Genomic DNA, 14,939 nt, shown 5'->3' with positions numbered 1-14,939 from the left:
GAAGACATAGGAGCGACCGTAAGCGGCACGTTATCCAAAGCGTCCGACATAGCGCAAGGGGCAGCGGAAACCGCCAAACGGGCGGCCGTTGGTGGCGCGTCCACCGTGACCAATCAGGTGAAGGAGATGTTGGACCGTCAGGTCGGCAGCGGCGCCGAGGTGATGGGCCAACTGGCGAGTTCGACCAAGCGTGCGGCCGAGGACCTCGACGCAAACGCACCGATAGTCGCTGGGGTCGTGCGCACCTTCGCGAATAGGCTTGATGGATACGCAGACGACCTGCGAGACAGGTCCGTCGATCAGCTGGTTCTTGCAGCGTCCGATTTGGCGAGGCGCAAGCCGGGTTTGGTGTTTGGGCTGGCCGCCGTAGCGGGCTTTTTGACGTTCCGCACACTGAAGAGCGCGCCTCCCGCACCAGAGTCCAACAAGGGAAGGCGGCAGGGAGCGAACTGATCTGATGGCACAGGAACAACTGAAGAATTCGCCTCTCCCTCAAGCACTGTCGGCAGTGTTGGCGGACGTCGCGGACCTCTTTCAAAAAGAGTTGCGCCTGGCGCATGCGGAGCTGTCCGCCAACGTCTCAACGAAGCTCCAAGCAGGTGTGTGGATGTCTGCTGCTGGCGTGCTGGGAGTGGTCGCCGCTCTGCTTCTAGTGCAAGCCCTCGTACTTGGAATAGCCAGCTTAGGGATGGCCCTGCACTGGTCGTGTCTGATCGTCGCGGCCGCAACGGCCCTCGCCGCTGCTTTCGCCTACTATCGGGGCCGCGCTGATGCGCAAAAAGAACTTCTGCCGACACACTCCATAAGCCAAATAAAGCAGGATATTGCGACAACCAAGGAGCAATTAACATGAGCCGCAATTCACAGGTCCAGGATTTTGGAACGAAAGAATGGCTTCTCAGCTCCGCTAGGAACAATCCCGAAGGCCTTCTGCTCGTCGCAGCAGGGTGCGCGCTGCTAATGCGCAGCCGCAGTTCAAGTGCCGGGCATCGCGAGCAATCCCGTGCAACCGACGGGCGCCAAAATGCTCCGCACGTACGCACCGCCAGCGGCGGGGCGTCCAAAGCGCAGGAAGAGGCTAGCGAGACAGCAGAGGCCATGCGCGACAATTTAGCCGGCATTGGGGAGAAGGTGAGTGAAACCGCAAGTCAGTACGCATCATCCGCCGCGTCATACGCAGAACAGGCCGGTCGCTCCGTATCCGAGAAGTCAGGGCGCGTGGTGCAGCAAGCCCAATCAACGTTGCAAGACACGATTGGCCGCATGGTGGAAGAACAGCCATTGGCTTTTGTTCTGGCCGGCTTCGCAGCTGGTGCCGCTATAGCTGCTGCTTTGCCGGCCAGCGATCTCGAGAGGCGCACGCTCGGCCCAGCAGGAGAGCGATTGACGGATGCTGCTGAAAAAGCTGGGGAACGCTTGAAGTCCTCGACAGCAAAGGCGGGCGAACGGCTCAAAAGCGCCGCCGAGGAACATGGGCTGAATTCGGACGGCCTCAAGGAGGTCGCAAAGGACGTTGCGGGCACCTTTGGAAGCGCCTTATCAGAACAGCAATCAAGTGAATCCGTGCAGCCGTCTTCGCCAAGCCCACGTGGATCTAGCGGTCCATCCAGTCCGGCCGCCAAGCTGCACCCGGGCAGCGCCACCCCTTCGGAAGGAATAACGGCCAAATCGCAGCGGGCGGGCAACGCTCGGTCGAGCAAACCTGCCCGCCCCGGTGGCAAGAGAGATTTATGATGGCGGATCCGCAACTTGAGCATCTTGAATACGAAGTTGAGGCTGCCCGGGCTAAGCTCGCCGACGACTTGTCGACACTTCGGTCGCCAAACATGCTGTCCGAGTTTACCGATGATTTGAAACACGAAGCGCTTGAGACAAAGGATGCGCTGGTGGAGAAAGCAAGATCCTCAATGCAATCGGTGGCGCAGGCGATTATTGACGATCTCAAGGCCAAGGCGGCTGCCAATCCGAGCGCTGCTTTGGCGATAGGGGCCGGTTTGGGGTGGCGTTTCCTCCGCCATCCGCCGATCGCAACCGCACTCGTCGGAGCGGGATTGATCAGCTTATTGCGGACCAATTCAGCCCGGCCACCCGGCGAGCAGCAGATTGATCACCTATCGTACGCCAAGGAGCGCCTGAAGGAGCAATCTAGCGATTTGGCGGAAAGCGTCAGTGATTTCGCTCTTGAAACGGCTGGCAAAATAAAACGCGAAGCTGCCGAGTTGACCGGCGTGGCCAAGGAAACTGTTAAAGAGAAGACAGAACGTCTGGCTGCGGGTATCCGCCATAGCGGCGTTGGGCCGCACCAGGGCGAGACTGTCGCAAAAGCATCCGCACCCTTCGATGAAGCTTCGTTAGCTGTTCAAGACGCATCGGGCAATGAGCATACCGAGGACAAACTCCTTCTGGCGGCGGCGGGTTTGGCAGTCGCCGCGGCTGTCGGCTTTGCCTATCAACGACGTCTGAATGACCGGATGGACACCGACCGAACTGGATGAGCGTAGACAGAGGTCATTGCAGAGAAACAGTCGTCCTGAAGGCAAAGTATGATGCCGCGCTCACATTTATCGAGTCCCGACGAGTTCAGCCATCGGATTGCATATTCTGGAACCACGGACGGCGCGATGACGATGCGCACGGCGGAGAAGATCGGACAAAGCGGTCAACCCCTTCGAGCATGATGATCGTCGGCCGGTCGGTCACGGCCTTCAGCGAAACCGCCAGCGACCGGCTGAAGCGGAATTCACCCCGAACCGTGCAAGTGCTGCCGACCCCATAACGTGAGCGCAACGGCGCGCTCTGTCCGCTGTCAGGACGAACTTTCTTCGATCCGGCTTGGCGCTGCCGGTGCCCGCGCACGCACTGCTCAGTGATCAGGGACGAGTGTTCTCGGGCATTCCGCTATCGCGACCTCGTTTCGAACGTTTTAACACGCCCCCTCAAGCTTGATCTCGCCGAGCGCTGCGCTAGCCCTTCCGATCTTGGCTGGTGCCAATGCGTATTCGACCAGGCTTGCGCAGACGAACGCTTCAACTCTCTAAGTGACGACGCCGCAATATTAGCATCGCTCGTCGTTGCAATTTCTCGAAATGCGCAGCTCGACAACCGCCTGCTACAGCCAGGCGTGTTCGTCGTCCAGCCTTCACGAAGGGGACGCGCTAGCGGACGAATCCCGATCACCCAGTTCACGGTCACTACGTTCCTACCCGATCACCGCTTGGCGCTGTCGCTGTCCGCTTCGGCCCGCGCAAGGAACTGCTCGGTCGTCGAGGGAAGACGGGTTTTCAGCCAATCCGCCATCGCGACTTCCTCTCGCAGATTCTCTTCGCAAACCCGAAGAGCCTCCGTTTCGCCGAGCGATCGAGCAGCGGCAATCAGGATCGTGTAGGAGGCGATTTCCATGTGCTCGAACGTGTAGCTCGCGAGCGATCCTTTCATCACCTCGTCTCCAGCGAAGACGCCGCTCAGCGATTGCGCCATCGCCGTCAGCTTACCGCCAGCGTCCTTCATCGTGGATGAACCCTCGTCCATCTGATCGAGACAAGTCTTCAGCCGGGCAGCCTGCTGCTTCGTCTCGTCGAGGTGCTGTCGGATCCGGTCGCTCAGCTCGGGATAGTTCTCGATGCGACCCAACTGCCCGTTCAACATCGTTTCGGCCTGCTCTTCCATGGCATGGGCATCTCTAAGCCATTGGACAAACCATTCGCGGCTTTCTGACATCTCGAATCTCCTTTGCGATCTAAGGAAACTTTCAGAAGAGGACATTGTTCCGGAGTAGAGCCCGCCGAACGGGCCTTGACCGTCGCAGAGATCAGCGTCGTGGCGGGTCTCAATTCACCTCGCGAAAAATCCTGCAGCGATGCGTGGAAAAGGCCAAGATCGCGGAAGATCGGCGCAAGGAAAACGGCCCGTGGACGCTCGCCGCTGCGCCGCTCCATCACAAAGTCCAACTGGCACTGGCCGCTTCCTGGCCATCCGACGCGGCGACATACGGCGACATATTGAAGGTCCCGCATGGCATACTGCGACCGCTGCATGTCGTTCCCGGCAAGTAAGAACGGCAAGCAGATGAAGCTACCAGCGCTCGGCGAAGCTGAAGTGGATTCTCGACGAGGCGCTGATCGCGGCCGCTGGCGCTCCGCATTGAGCCTTGTGCCTCACCGCGCCACCGCAGTCACAAGGAACGCGACGGCCTCTCCGCTCGTTGATTGCTTTTCGACTCGAGCCGCCGTCATGAGGTTCTAATATACGCCGGCCATCCTAAGGCTGACCTACGACCAGAGTTACAAAAGTTGAACGTCATCGGGGAACACTCCTTCTGTCTGCCTGTTCAATTTGCCAGGCGCATCCCGCGCATTCAGACAGGAGAAAGAAGATGAAACGCATCCTTTTGGCTTCGGCCGTGCTGGCGGTGTCGGCCGGGCTTTCCTTTGCCCAGACGACCAGCGGAACTTCGAGCGGAACCTCGACGAGCGGAACCTCGACCACGACGACCATGCCCAGCACGACGGATCAGGGCACCGGCACGACGAGCAGCGGGACCAACATGTCCGGCGATCAAGGCACCGACACGACGACCACCAGCGGCACCACGAATCCGAACTCGGCCAGGGACTGCGCGCCCGGCCAGCAGACTGGCAGCGCTCAGCAGGCGGCGCCTGGTCAGCAGGACACGGCAGCCAACACCGCCGCGCCGGGCCAGGTGAAAAAGACCGACGAAGGTTGCTGATTGGCACATCGGCTCAGGTTGGAATCACCAGCGTGTGGCTGGCTGATCTCCCCCGACCACCGCCTGAACTCAACTCGGCTGGCGAGCAAGTTCCCGCCAGCCGAGCATCAGTTCAGGAACCTTTGCGCTTGCTTGTGCTTTCAGTGGGGCACGCGTGGTTTCTTTTGCTTTCGGTCAGATAGATATCCGTCTGCTCGCGCATCTTGCCTGAAGGGAGCTGCGGTCGCGCTCAGAGGAGAGCCGCGCTGTATTGCCGATAGCGCTGGAGCGAAGAAGCCCTACGGCAACCGGCAGTTGGACTGACACCAAGTTGGCTCCGAGAGCGTTGGGAACAGCCTGGCACGGCACGTTGCTCAGTTTGGACCTTCGCAAAGGATGCATGGAATGGCGAAAGACGTTTCTCGCGAGGAAGAGCAACGCGGCACCGGAAAGGTCCTCATCTGGGGCGCCGCGATCGCCCTTGTTCTCTTTGTTGCCCTGCTGGCCATATTCGTTCTGGGGTAGTCCTGACTGCTGCAGCAGGATCTAACTTGGGTGCACGACGTTCTGAGCCTAGAGAGCTGCAGAGCCTAGATGCCGCGGGCCGACGTCACAGCAAGTGCGGCCTTCAGGCGCTGCTCCCGAAGCCGCGGTCTTTGCGTCTCGTGCCGCAGGCTCAATGTCGGTCAATCCTCGTGCAGCATCCGAGGCGCGCTCGTCTCCTGGCTTGTCTTTCTTTCTCGGTAGGCAACTTCCTACACTCCGATGTGCCAGCACAGTCGGCTGTCGGCACCCAACCATGGTCGCCATATCGTATTCCACGCCAACAGAAAAAACCCGCCTCGACTGCCGCTAAGCGCGCGCATCCCCGCCTCTGGAACGCTTCAAACACTTTGCCGTTGTTAAAGGCACCTGCAGGAGCCAGGCATGAGAGTATTCCAACGAATTTTGCCGCTCGCCGTGTTCGCGTTGCAACTCTTTGCCGTGCAGTCATTTGCTCAGACCGAGCAGCAAGATCTTCCGGGGCAAGGCGCATCATCGACAACCGAAGATGCCGAGGATGTCGGCGTCGACGTTTCGCTTGGCAGGCACGAAGTGAAACAGCAGATCGCACGGGAGCTTGGAATCTCCGAGGTGGAAGTGCCTCTGGCAGTTCATGTGCCTATCGAGCTCGCCAAGCGGGTCTGCGAGAAAGAGGTATTCGACGCACGCGCCAATGTGAACCGAAGCTGCACCGCGACGAAATACATCCCGGAAATTGCCGAAGCAGCACGAAATCGTCCGCAAACCTCTGCCGTTCCGGAGCAATAGGCGAAGACGAATACTATGGGATAAAGAAGGGGTGCTTGGCTACTCTGGGCGATCGACAAAGCGCCGCCCGAAAGTGTGGAGCGCTTGCGCGTAAGTTTTCAGGCAGCGTCGATACCGCTTGGCTTCCCCACAGGATGAATCAGTTTGGGGCCGTATGCTTCGAAAAAAGACGCACACCAGATTGCGAAGGCAACCTTCGACCAGTAGAGGTGGACACTGCTTGTTAGCAGCATCTTGATGATCGCCAAAGTGACGAGCTTCTCTGGTCAGCATAGTAGCTTTTTGAGACTCCCGGCCCTTTTAGGTATACTTTCCCCTGACTGTCGACAATTGTTAGGGCGTCGTCAGCTGTGAGCGACCATCGCGCTTCCGCCCCGATCGGGAGACAGCGCAGATGGAAACCTCGTTCAAGAACGAACTGTTGCGGCGCCTGAGCGCGCCGGATCTGACATTGCTGCAGCCTCACCTCGAAGGCCGTCACTTGGGACTGACGACGCACCTGGAGCAGGCCTCGGTCCCGATTGACACCTCGATTTCTTCGAGAGCGGTCTCGGGTCAATGGTGGCGAAGCTTCGGGCTGAGGTCGGGGCCGAGGTTGGCATTATTGGCTTTGACGGTATGACCGGATCAGCCCTGGTCATGGGTGAGGACCAGTCCCCGCACGATTGCTTGTTCAATTGAAGGCTGAAGCTATTGCTATAGACGCGCGTTGGCGGATCGTTCTTATGGGCAGCCCGAGGCGGAATACATCCGACTGATCGGGACGCCCCGTTGCTCATGATGTCACCCGTGCTGCCCTCTCTCCCGTCGCTGACCACATTCGGGAGGTGGCGATTGGCACCTGTCAGGACGTTCTGGCAAGGGTTGTCCAACGGTATGAAACCGCAGTGTCGATTCAGGACAGGATCGTTGAACATTGCAAGGAGGTCGGATTAACACCGCAAGCAGATGAAGCTTTTTTGCAGGCCTTGTGGTTGTCGCTGGCGAAGGCCAGGACGGCCTTGGAGCGTGAGGTCCCCCCGGCACCGCTGCAAGCGCACCTGGCCGGCCGCTCTAGTCCTGGACAATTGCCGACCTCGTCGCTGGTCAGCATGCCAGAATGTCGATGGCGGAAGCCATGAGGACCCCGATTGAATGTTCTCATTCGTTTGTGATCGGGGGTACAAGGCAATCCGGCTCCAGCGCATGTTGGCCTCAGGAACAAACCGCGGTCGCATCCGTTCAGCATCGCGAAGGACGAGACGGCTGTCCACGGCCTTTCCGGTACTGCAAAGGAGACATGACGTGCTCGGCCGCAGAGGGGGTTTTCGAAGACCATCTGAGGCTTCGCGCCGCTGGCGACATCGAGGAGGATCTTAGGCGCAACTATGCTGTGGACGTGGTCCTCTTGACCGCGAATTCGAATTTAGAGGCCATGATGCCGTCCGCCTGTCGTCCAAACGCCTGCGCGAGCAGCTGCCTCAAGGTGAGTTCAACTACATCGCAAAACAGGTCCGCGGCCCCTATGCACTGCTGATCTGGTCGGCAACTTCGTCCAGGTCCGACGCCATTGAGGGCGCCGACAGTTCCGTCATTCAGGACGGCAAGATTGTCTTCCAGTCCATTCACTACAGGTTGCACCCCAAGGGGGCTGGGGAAGCCGGCGGGCTCTTCCACTCACCGCATCCGACTGGTCACAAGCTTTGTTCAGTACCGGCGCCATCCACCAGAAACGTCCTGATCACACATGCGGCGGGATTTCCTCGAAGCGGCCGAAAAGCAGGACTGCGGCGCAATTCACCCACACGTCGATCCTGCCGAAACGCGACACGGCAAAGCTGCGCATTCTCCACCGGCCGCATCGTCCGCCATGTCGGTGGCAAAGGTCAGCGCCTCACCGCCCAAGCCGGCGCACTCCTTGGCGACCTTGTCGAGTGCGTCCGCGTTTCTTGAGACCAGCACTAGCCGTGCGCCTTTGCGCGCCAAACCCAGAGCAGTCGCTCTGCCGATGCCGCTCGAGGCGCCGGCGACCACGACGACGGCTCCCCGCAGTTCGGCCATTCGTCAACCTATCGGGATAATTCCGGGCGGGAGTTGAGATCCTCACCCTCTTCGGGATGGAGGCCTACCCTGTGTTCGTAGACAAGCGTTCCGCCTTTCCAGCCGGTGTAGACGAGCAGCAGAACGACAATCGTTGATAGCGCCAGGCCCCAGGGCAAGGCGCCCTCGGCGGCACCGGCGCTTAGGCGCAGCATGAAGCTGGCCAGCGCCAGCACCATGGCCACGACATTGCCGACCATATGGTGCCTCGCTGCATTGATGGACCGCACCCTTGAATTTCCAAGAAAATCGGTAAAGCCGGCCAGCGCCGCGGCAGCGCTCATCAACAGGACAAAGCCGAGCAACCAGAAGGATGCTTCGGCCCAGAATGCATTTCCGGTGGACCAGATGCCGCCGACGCCGTGCAAAACCGCCGGCCCTACTTGTTCTTTTTGAGGAGACGAGCTTCCCTCAGGATTGAGCCGCGATCGAAGCCGACCAGCGACATTATCTCGCGTATGTGGTGTTCGGATACGCCTGACTCTCGCGCGAGCTCGCTGACGATTTCAGATTTCGGGCCGAGCCGCCCTTGTTCTTCCGCCATTACACCAATGCCTCGTATTGGGCCAAGAGTGCGACAGTCGCTCCCAAGCGTCAGCGGCCATGTTGTATTGCTGACGATTTGCTATTGTACGGTTCCGGACCAATTCTAGCCAGGGGATTCGCTCAGGTCTGCACTTGCCGTCCAAGCGCCTGCCGGGAAGCCGACAGTAGTTCTTCCTCGTCCACTAGTCCGGCCATGTAATTTGCAATGATCCGGGACGCCAACGCCTTAAGCGCTTCTCCAACCCTCTCGAACTCCGAGAAGAGATCGGGAACCTTGATCAGGTGCGGGCAAAGGTCCGTTGCGAAAAATGCGGCCGCAAGGACTCGATGACAGCGGAAACCCTTCAGGCAGACGATCCTCATTCCGGAACTTCCGCAATGGAGCGCAGCCGAGATGCTCAAGCCGCTGCTGGCGCGGCGGACTGAAATCAGCGGTCAACCCGACCGTCGCTCGCTGTTGGCTGCCGGTGTGCCGTCGCCGAAGGAACAACAAGAGACTGGTCCAGTTAGAGCCATGCATGCGTCGATAGAAATGAAAGAGGAGATGACAATGGCGACGAAAAAAAGCTCTCAGGGCAGCTCCAAGGGCTTGGAAGACCTTTTCTATGATGGTCTGAAAGACATCTACTACGCCGAACAAAAAATTCTGACGGCGCTCCGGAAAATGGCAAAGGGCGCGGAGTCCGAAGAGTTGAAAGCGGCGTTCGAAAAACATCGTGACGAGACGGAAGGGCAGATCGAGCGCCTGCAGCAAGTTTTCGACGCCTTTGGCAAGAGAGCCCAAGGGAAAACGTGCCCGGCGATCGACGGCATCATCGAAGAAGGACAGGAGATTTTGGAGGAATTCGAGGAGGCTCCGGCATTGGACGCGGGTCTCGTGGCTGCAGCCCAGTCCGTCGAACATTATGAAATAGCGCGCTACGGGACTCTTGTCACATGGGCCGGGTTACTTGGCTTGAAAGACGCCGTCCCGCTACTCGAACAGACGCTCAAGGAAGAAAAAGCAACCGATGAGGCGCTCACCCGACTAGGCGAAACAGGCGTCAACGAACGGGCGATGCAACAGGCCGCATAACTTCGGATCGAATCGACGCGACCGCGGCCCCCGGCAGACTGGATTGGAGCTTGGTTGTATTCGCCAATCCAGGCACACGTGTACACCGCAGCCGCCGAGCCGTCGACGTGGTGGTGGCCGACCGGCTTCAACTAGCCCACCGGAACTGACAATGGGGGACTGCGAATGCGATTACTTGCCCACGCCTTGGGCGACAGGATGTTGGTATGAACGAGGATACCGCTCGTCGGCCCACGGCAGGCTCTTCCGGGTTCGACAGCTTTTTCATGGCTGGTTTCGAGTGTTCCTCCCACAGGCGCGCCGACGGGGCCCGTCTTGATCTGATCCGCGCGACCTCACATGACATCCATGCACATGCCGACTATCGCCGTTGTGCCGAGCTTGGGCTTCGCACGATCCGCGACGGCTTGCGCTGGCACCTGATTGAAACAGCGCCCGGAGTCTTCGACTGGTCGAGTTGGACGTCGGCGATCGAAGCAGCCCAGGCGGCCGGGGTGCAGATTATCTGGGATATCTTCCACTATGGCTCGCCAGACCATATCGACCAAGGTGGCCCGGGGTTTATCAAGGCCTACGTCCGTTTCGCCGCGGAAGCTGTTCGGGTTCATCGCTCCGCTACCGGGGTGGCTCCCCTGGTGTGCCCGATCAACGAGATTTCGTTTTTTGCATGGGCTGTGGAGGTCGGCTATTTCCCCCGCGTCGGGCCGAACAAGCGTGGATGGTTCAAACGACACCTTGTCAGGGCAGCGGTCGCCGGCGTGAGGGCCATGCGGGAGGCCGAACCCGGCTGCAGGTTCATCTGGGCTGAACCGCTGATCCATATTGCTCCTCGTGACCGTACTCACCCCGAGCGGCGGCGCGCCGAAAATGCTCGCCAGGGCCAATTCGAGGCGTATGACATGCTGATCGGGCGCGTGGAACCGGAGTTGGGCGGCAGCGAGGACGTTGTGGACGTCATCGGCCTCAACTTCTATCCGCACAACCAATGGTACTTGAATGGCCCAACGATACCGATGGGGCACCACGAATACCGTGCACTTTCGGAATTGCTGGTCGAGGTCGCCGAACGATACAAGAAGCCGATGTTCATCGCCGAGACCGGCGCCGAAGGTTCAGGCCGGCCAGCCTGGCTTCACTACGTTTGCGACGAAGTGCGCGATGCGACGAGCCTCGGTGCACCTGTTCAGGGTATATGCCTGTACCCGGTGACGGCCTACCCAGGTTGGGACAATTCGCGCCACGCCGAAGTCGGCTTGTTCTCCACCATTCATGCGGACGGCTCGCGCACTGTTCGCAAGCCACTTGCGGACGAGTTGGAGCGCCAGCGCCAATCGTTCTTGGCGTTTGAGGAACAACAAGCAAGCGCGCTATAGCCTCGCTGATACGAACAGTGCGCGCTTTTCAGCTGCATCAACAGCACAGCATATCTAGAGCTGTTCGCCGAGAAGCCGAGAAACATCGTTGGTCTCTTTGGCCGTGGGTCGCCCGACGCCGGTCAGGCCGGCGCATCATTCACTCGGCCGCCTCGCGCTGCGTCGGCGTGACGAGCATCCCGTTTGCTGGCAGGCGTGTCTGAATGCGCCCGAACGTAGCCAATGCCTGGCCGACCACCTGATCCATATTGTAATAGCGATATGTTGCAAGACGTCCGACGAACCAGACCTCCGGGCACGCCGCGGCCAAAGCTTCGTATCGTTTGTACAAAGCCTCGTTTTCGGCCCGCGGCACCGGGTAATAAGGATCTCCGACGTCGGTGGGGTATTCGTAGGTGAGGCTGGTCTTCGGACTCTGCTGACCGGTCAGATGCTTGTACTCGGTGATCCGTGTGTATTTTTCCGTCTGCGGATAGTTGACGACGGCGACCGGTTGAAACTGCTCGCAATCCAGCGTCGTGTGCTCAAAGCGCAGCGAACGGTAGGGCAAGCGACCAAGCTTCCAGTCGAAATACTCGTCGATCGGACCGGTATAGATCATCTGCTGGAAGGCGATCTTGTCGCGAATTTCGCGGTAGTCGGTCTGCAGCATGATCTTGATCTTGGGACTATCCAGCATGCGCTGAAACATGCGCGTATACCCGCCTGCCGGCATGTTCTGGAAGCTGTCGCCAAAATACCGATCGTCGCGATCGGTCCGGGTCGGGACTCGCGCCGTCACTGACTTGCTCAACTGGGAAGGGTCGACACCCCACTGCTTCCTCGTGTAGCCGCGGAAGAATTTCTCGTAGAGCTCTCTGCCTACTGTGCTCACCACGACGTCCTCGGCGGTGCGGACTTCTTTGACCGTTTCGCGTCGGAAAGCGAAGAAGTCCTGCAGCTGCTCGGACGTCAATTCAAGGCCGTAGAGGCGGTTTATGGTGTCGAGATTAATCGGTATCGGCAGCAGCTTTCCATCGACAAGCGACAGCACGCGATGTTCGTAAGGCCGCCATTGCGTGAATTGCGACAGATAGTCGACGATCGATTGGGCGTTGGTGTGAAAGATGTGAGGCCCGTAACGGTGAATTAGTATTCCCGCCTCGTCGTAGCAGTCATAGGCATTGCCGCCGACGTGATTTCGTCGGTCTATGATCAGGACGCTTTCCTGCCGTTGCGATGCGATACGCTCGGCCAGCACACTGCCGGCGAAACCGGCCCCTACGATCAACCAGTCGAACACGCTCACGCCCTCCTCAGGAATGGGACGACGCTCTTCATCGCATGGGCGCGCTCGATGTGGGCAGCCATCGCGCTCCAGGTCTTCTCCCAGGACATGTCGGCGAGGTAGGCGTCGGCCTTCTTCACCAGGAAATCGCGGGGGTGGGCCAGGATCGAGCGAAGCTTGGCCTCGATGTCCTCCGCCTCGACAATCTCGACAAGGCCTTCGACGCCGTAGGTACGCACAACGTCGACGATCGCCGTGGACAACACCGGCAGCCCTGCCGCAAGAAACTCGGGAGTCTTGGTCGGGCTGATGTAGCGGGTCGCTTCGTTGAGCGCGAACGGCATCCAGCCGGCACTCCAATGCCTGAGATAGTTCGGCAGGTCTGCATAGGACTTGCCGCCCAGCCAATGCAGGTTGCCTGCCGTGGGAAGGCTCGCCCGATCGATCTTGACGACAGGGCCGAGCATGACAAAATGCACGTCTGGCATTGCCGCAGCCGCATGCGCGATAAGTTCAAGGTCGAGCCGTTCGTCGATGACCCCGAAGTACCCCACCCTCGGGTGAGGTATGTCGGCCTGATCGAACGGGTCTTCACCTGGCGCCCTAGCCTGATGGAAATGGGTAACGTCGATGCTGCTCGGGAAGGGAAAGATCGCCCGATGCAAGCTGCGCTTGGCCTCGTAGAGGCTCTGCCCGCCCGTGAAGACGACATCGGCACGTTGCAACAGCGCCTTTTCCAACTGCGTCAACTCTGCGGGAGCGTCTTTGAACGCGGAGAGTTCATCCATGCAGTCGTAGACGCAGACGTCACAGGCGAGATGATCGCTGAAGCGTAGCGCCATGGGCGTGTAATACCAGGTCGTCAATCGGTCATGCGGCGTGGAGGCGAGGATCTGATCGACGAACCTGCGCTGGATTGCGTCCGCCCTGGTCGCGGAAGTACCAACTGGGATCAGCGGCGTCACTATTCTGATCTTGGGGGTAATATTGTGCACCCGCATCGAAGGGTGGTTCCTCTCATCGAAGATCGGCTCTTCGAAGTAAATTAGCTGTTGCTGTTTTGACGCCAGGGTCAGAATGTGTTGTGGTCTCTGATATACGAAGTTCCATCGGAGGTGTGAAAAGCAAATTAAAATAGACGGTTGTACAGGGTTTTTTGGTGTTTTGGCCCGGCCCGCCGCCATTTCCATGTAGATTATCCTTCGATATAGTTACAAAATGCCTCGACTAACAAAAGTCAATCGAGGCAGCTTTGACATGAAGTTCGCAGCCTTCTATATAACTTCCATCCCGATAAGTTGTTCCATAGCTCCAAACTGTCTCGGGCGAGACCAGCCGTCCGCTCCACTTGCGACGGCTCGACAGAGAAGGGGCGAGCCGGCCGCCCCCATTCGATCCACATGATGAAGCCCATCGCGTCAGGTCGGGCTCCCCAAATGTGGCCCTTTGCCACAGAGCGGTTCAAATCCTTCAATCGTTCAACAACCGTTCATCAGCGGAGCTATAAATAGGCCTGCGAATCGATTCATCTGAGTCGCGCAGATGGTTCATTTGAATGGAGCCCGCGAGGAATCGAGGAATGGTTGGCGAATGAAGATCGACTTTGAAACCAACGTCTTTCCGTTGTTTCACCCGCAGGCCGTGGATGACCTGAAGGACCCCTGTCCCGTCTTCGACGGCACGCTCTGGCACGTCTTCGGCTCCAGCGGCACGGTCACGACCGAAAGCTGGAAAATACTCCATGCCACGGCGCCGGATCTCTATGGACCCTGGACAGAGCACGAGCCGATCGTCTTGCCGATTACCGGATCGGGCGTTGCGGCACCCGGCGTCATTCATGAGTGCGGCGTCTTCCACATGTTTATCCAGACCGAATTCATGAAGTCCGGCGGACGTTGCGAGCACGCGGTGTCCAATGACGGCTTTCATTGGGTGGTGCTCAATGCGGCGATATTGTCGCTGCCCGACACCGATGAGGACGGCATCTACGATCCCCACCCCGCAATCATCGGAGGCAAGCGCTACATCGTCTATTCAGGCATGCCCAAATTCACCAGGGTGCCTCAGCCTGATGTCTATCTGGCGCGCAGCCAATCCGATTCCTGGTTCGGGCCATGGAAACGTCTCGGCAAGATACTCGATCATCTCGACGTGCCGCATCACAATGCGCGCGAGCACCCAGATTACGAATGGGGGATCGAAGGCGCCCAGATCGTCGAACTGCCGGACGGTCGCGTGCTTCTCAACGCCACCTGCTTCCTCCCCGAAGGTCCGCGCGGCAGCCGGCAGCGCGTCTTCTTCGCCATCGCCGATGATGTCAAGGGTCCCTACGTTTCCGTTGGCCCCGTTCTCGACCCTGGTGAGCCCGGCGAGAATGGCCATTCGACGGTGATGATCGACGGCCGGCAACTGACCTTGTTCTACCAGAGCAGGCGTGAGGCTACGAACCATCGCTGGCGGTTCGGGTTGGCTAAGTGTGACCTGGATCGGCATATACTTTCGAGAGTTGCCTAGATGGTAAGTTCCGGCATTTGCCGGAACGGAGGATAATCTGGCTGTTGGTTGGTGGGACGGATCCCTTTG

Annotated in this window: 17 protein-coding genes; 11 read left to right on the top strand and 6 right to left on the bottom strand. The window is 59.2% G+C overall.

The annotated features are described in order from the left end of the window. The first annotated feature begins 105 nt into the window (after positions 1 to 105). From NKH12_RS04050 to NKH12_RS04035, 4 genes are read left to right on the top strand one after another with little or no spacing between them, the layout of a single operon-like run. Positions 106 to 453 carry a hypothetical protein gene (locus NKH12_RS04050; protein WP_352457932.1) on the top strand — a complete coding sequence of 116 codons (348 nt, stop codon included), beginning with the start codon at positions 106 to 108 and terminating at the stop codon, positions 451 to 453. A 4-nt stretch (positions 454 to 457) separates the two neighbouring features. Continuing rightward, positions 458 to 853 (top strand): phage holin family protein, encoded by a 396-nt coding sequence (locus tag NKH12_RS04045; protein WP_352457931.1) that lies wholly within the window; start codon positions 458 to 460, stop codon positions 851 to 853. Continuing rightward, entirely contained in the window at positions 850 to 1,734 is an 885-nt protein-coding gene (locus tag NKH12_RS04040; protein ID WP_352884877.1) for a hypothetical protein, read from the top strand. Before NKH12_RS04045 ends, NKH12_RS04040 begins: the two co-directional genes overlap by 4 nt. Continuing rightward, positions 1,731 to 2,495, top strand: a complete 765-nt coding sequence (locus NKH12_RS04035; protein WP_352457929.1) for a hypothetical protein — start codon at positions 1,731 to 1,733, stop codon at positions 2,493 to 2,495. The genes NKH12_RS04040 and NKH12_RS04035 overlap by 4 nt, the downstream gene beginning before the upstream one ends. A gap of 712 nt (positions 2,496 to 3,207) precedes the next feature. Here NKH12_RS04035 and NKH12_RS04030 read toward each other — a convergent pair. Next, complete coding sequence (locus tag NKH12_RS04030; RefSeq protein ID WP_352457928.1) at positions 3,208 to 3,717, bottom strand: ferritin-like domain-containing protein; 510 nt, start codon at positions 3,715 to 3,717, stop codon at positions 3,208 to 3,210. A gap of 143 nt (positions 3,718 to 3,860) precedes the next feature. Here NKH12_RS04030 and NKH12_RS04025 point away from each other — a divergent pair, with 143 nt between their 5' ends. From NKH12_RS04025 to NKH12_RS04010, 4 genes are all read left to right on the top strand, one after another. Further along, entirely contained in the window at positions 3,861 to 4,052 is a 192-nt protein-coding gene (locus NKH12_RS04025; RefSeq protein ID WP_023680339.1) for a hypothetical protein, read from the top strand. Positions 4,053 to 4,372: 320 nt separating this feature from the next. After that, positions 4,373 to 4,726: a hypothetical protein gene (locus tag NKH12_RS04020; protein ID WP_023680319.1), complete on the top strand. Its 354-nt coding sequence runs from the start codon at positions 4,373 to 4,375 to the stop codon at positions 4,724 to 4,726. Positions 4,727 to 5,632: 906 nt separating this feature from the next. Then, positions 5,633 to 6,016 (top strand): hypothetical protein, encoded by a 384-nt coding sequence (locus NKH12_RS04015; RefSeq protein ID WP_352473695.1) that lies wholly within the window; start codon positions 5,633 to 5,635, stop codon positions 6,014 to 6,016. A 394-nt stretch (positions 6,017 to 6,410) separates the two neighbouring features. Continuing rightward, on the top strand, positions 6,411 to 6,638 hold the full coding sequence (locus NKH12_RS04010) for a hypothetical protein (RefSeq protein ID WP_352884875.1): 228 nt from the start codon (positions 6,411 to 6,413) through the stop codon (positions 6,636 to 6,638). A gap of 1,154 nt (positions 6,639 to 7,792) precedes the next feature. Here NKH12_RS04010 and NKH12_RS04005 read toward each other — a convergent pair. The 3 genes from NKH12_RS04005 to NKH12_RS03995 form a co-directional block, all read right to left on the bottom strand. Then, a complete protein-coding gene (locus tag NKH12_RS04005) occupies positions 7,793 to 8,056 on the bottom strand; it encodes an SDR family NAD(P)-dependent oxidoreductase (RefSeq protein WP_352473697.1) in 264 nt (87 codons plus the stop codon). Positions 8,057 to 8,064: 8 nt separating this feature from the next. Beyond that, a complete protein-coding gene (locus NKH12_RS04000; RefSeq protein ID WP_352473698.1) occupies positions 8,065 to 8,463 on the bottom strand; it encodes a DUF2231 domain-containing protein in 399 nt (132 codons plus the stop codon). A 298-nt stretch (positions 8,464 to 8,761) separates the two neighbouring features. Then, positions 8,762 to 9,004: a hypothetical protein gene (locus tag NKH12_RS03995; protein WP_352473700.1), complete on the bottom strand. Its 243-nt coding sequence runs from the start codon at positions 9,002 to 9,004 to the stop codon at positions 8,762 to 8,764. Positions 9,005 to 9,191: 187 nt separating this feature from the next. Here NKH12_RS03995 and NKH12_RS03990 point away from each other — a divergent pair, with 187 nt between their 5' ends. Both NKH12_RS03990 and NKH12_RS03985 read left to right on the top strand, forming a co-directional pair. Next, positions 9,192 to 9,716, top strand: a complete 525-nt coding sequence (locus NKH12_RS03990) for a YciE/YciF ferroxidase family protein (RefSeq protein ID WP_352884881.1) — start codon at positions 9,192 to 9,194, stop codon at positions 9,714 to 9,716. A gap of 206 nt (positions 9,717 to 9,922) precedes the next feature. Further along, entirely contained in the window at positions 9,923 to 11,089 is a 1,167-nt protein-coding gene (locus NKH12_RS03985; protein WP_023677857.1) for a glycoside hydrolase family 1 protein, read from the top strand. A gap of 139 nt (positions 11,090 to 11,228) precedes the next feature. On the opposite strand, the gene glf is transcribed toward NKH12_RS03985, so the two are convergent. Together glf and NKH12_RS03975 are read right to left on the bottom strand one after the other, a co-directional pair. Further along, positions 11,229 to 12,371, bottom strand: a complete 1,143-nt coding sequence (glf, locus tag NKH12_RS03980; RefSeq protein ID WP_352884873.1) for a UDP-galactopyranose mutase — start codon at positions 12,369 to 12,371, stop codon at positions 11,229 to 11,231. Positions 12,372 to 12,373: 2 nt separating this feature from the next. Then, positions 12,374 to 13,546: a glycosyltransferase family protein gene (locus tag NKH12_RS03975; RefSeq protein WP_352884872.1), complete on the bottom strand. Its 1,173-nt coding sequence runs from the start codon at positions 13,544 to 13,546 to the stop codon at positions 12,374 to 12,376. 400 nt (positions 13,547 to 13,946) lie between these two features. On the opposite strand from NKH12_RS03975, the gene NKH12_RS03970 reads away from it, so the two are divergent. Further along, a complete protein-coding gene (locus NKH12_RS03970; RefSeq protein WP_352884871.1) occupies positions 13,947 to 14,870 on the top strand; it encodes a glycoside hydrolase family protein in 924 nt (307 codons plus the stop codon). Positions 14,871 to 14,939: the final 69 nt, after the last annotated feature.

It is taken from the genome of Mesorhizobium sp. M1322 (assembly GCF_040318085.1).
GTDB lineage: Bacteria > Pseudomonadota > Alphaproteobacteria > Rhizobiales > Rhizobiaceae > Mesorhizobium.
The sequence above is the reverse complement of the archived record's forward strand: the minus strand, read 5'-3'. Positions and strand labels throughout refer to the sequence as shown.

What these genes read in the sequence shown, in the direction of transcription:
- NKH12_RS03995 (WP_352473700.1), bottom strand. Translation starts at nt 9,004, where the DNA reads ATGAGGATCGTCTGCCTGAAGGGTTTCCGCTGTCATCGAGTCCTTGCG.
- NKH12_RS03990 (WP_352884881.1), top strand. Translation starts at nt 9,192, where the DNA reads ATGGCGACGAAAAAAAGCTCTCAGGGCAGCTCCAAGGGCTTGGAAGAC.
- NKH12_RS04010 (WP_352884875.1), top strand. Translation starts at nt 6,411, where the DNA reads ATGGAAACCTCGTTCAAGAACGAACTGTTGCGGCGCCTGAGCGCGCCG.
- NKH12_RS04035 (WP_352457929.1), top strand. Translation starts at nt 1,731, where the DNA reads ATGATGGCGGATCCGCAACTTGAGCATCTTGAATACGAAGTTGAGGCT.
- NKH12_RS04030 (WP_352457928.1), bottom strand. Translation starts at nt 3,717, where the DNA reads ATGTCAGAAAGCCGCGAATGGTTTGTCCAATGGCTTAGAGATGCCCAT.
- NKH12_RS04045 (WP_352457931.1), top strand. Translation starts at nt 458, where the DNA reads ATGGCACAGGAACAACTGAAGAATTCGCCTCTCCCTCAAGCACTGTCG.
- NKH12_RS04040 (WP_352884877.1), top strand. Translation starts at nt 850, where the DNA reads ATGAGCCGCAATTCACAGGTCCAGGATTTTGGAACGAAAGAATGGCTT.
- NKH12_RS04020 (WP_023680319.1), top strand. Translation starts at nt 4,373, where the DNA reads ATGAAACGCATCCTTTTGGCTTCGGCCGTGCTGGCGGTGTCGGCCGGG.
- NKH12_RS03985 (WP_023677857.1), top strand. Translation starts at nt 9,923, where the DNA reads ATGAACGAGGATACCGCTCGTCGGCCCACGGCAGGCTCTTCCGGGTTC.
- NKH12_RS04015 (WP_352473695.1), top strand. Translation starts at nt 5,633, where the DNA reads ATGAGAGTATTCCAACGAATTTTGCCGCTCGCCGTGTTCGCGTTGCAA.
- NKH12_RS03970 (WP_352884871.1), top strand. Translation starts at nt 13,947, where the DNA reads ATGAAGATCGACTTTGAAACCAACGTCTTTCCGTTGTTTCACCCGCAG.
- NKH12_RS04005 (WP_352473697.1), bottom strand. Translation starts at nt 8,056, where the DNA reads ATGGCCGAACTGCGGGGAGCCGTCGTCGTGGTCGCCGGCGCCTCGAGC.
- NKH12_RS03975 (WP_352884872.1), bottom strand. Translation starts at nt 13,546, where the DNA reads ATGGAAATGGCGGCGGGCCGGGCCAAAACACCAAAAAACCCTGTACAA.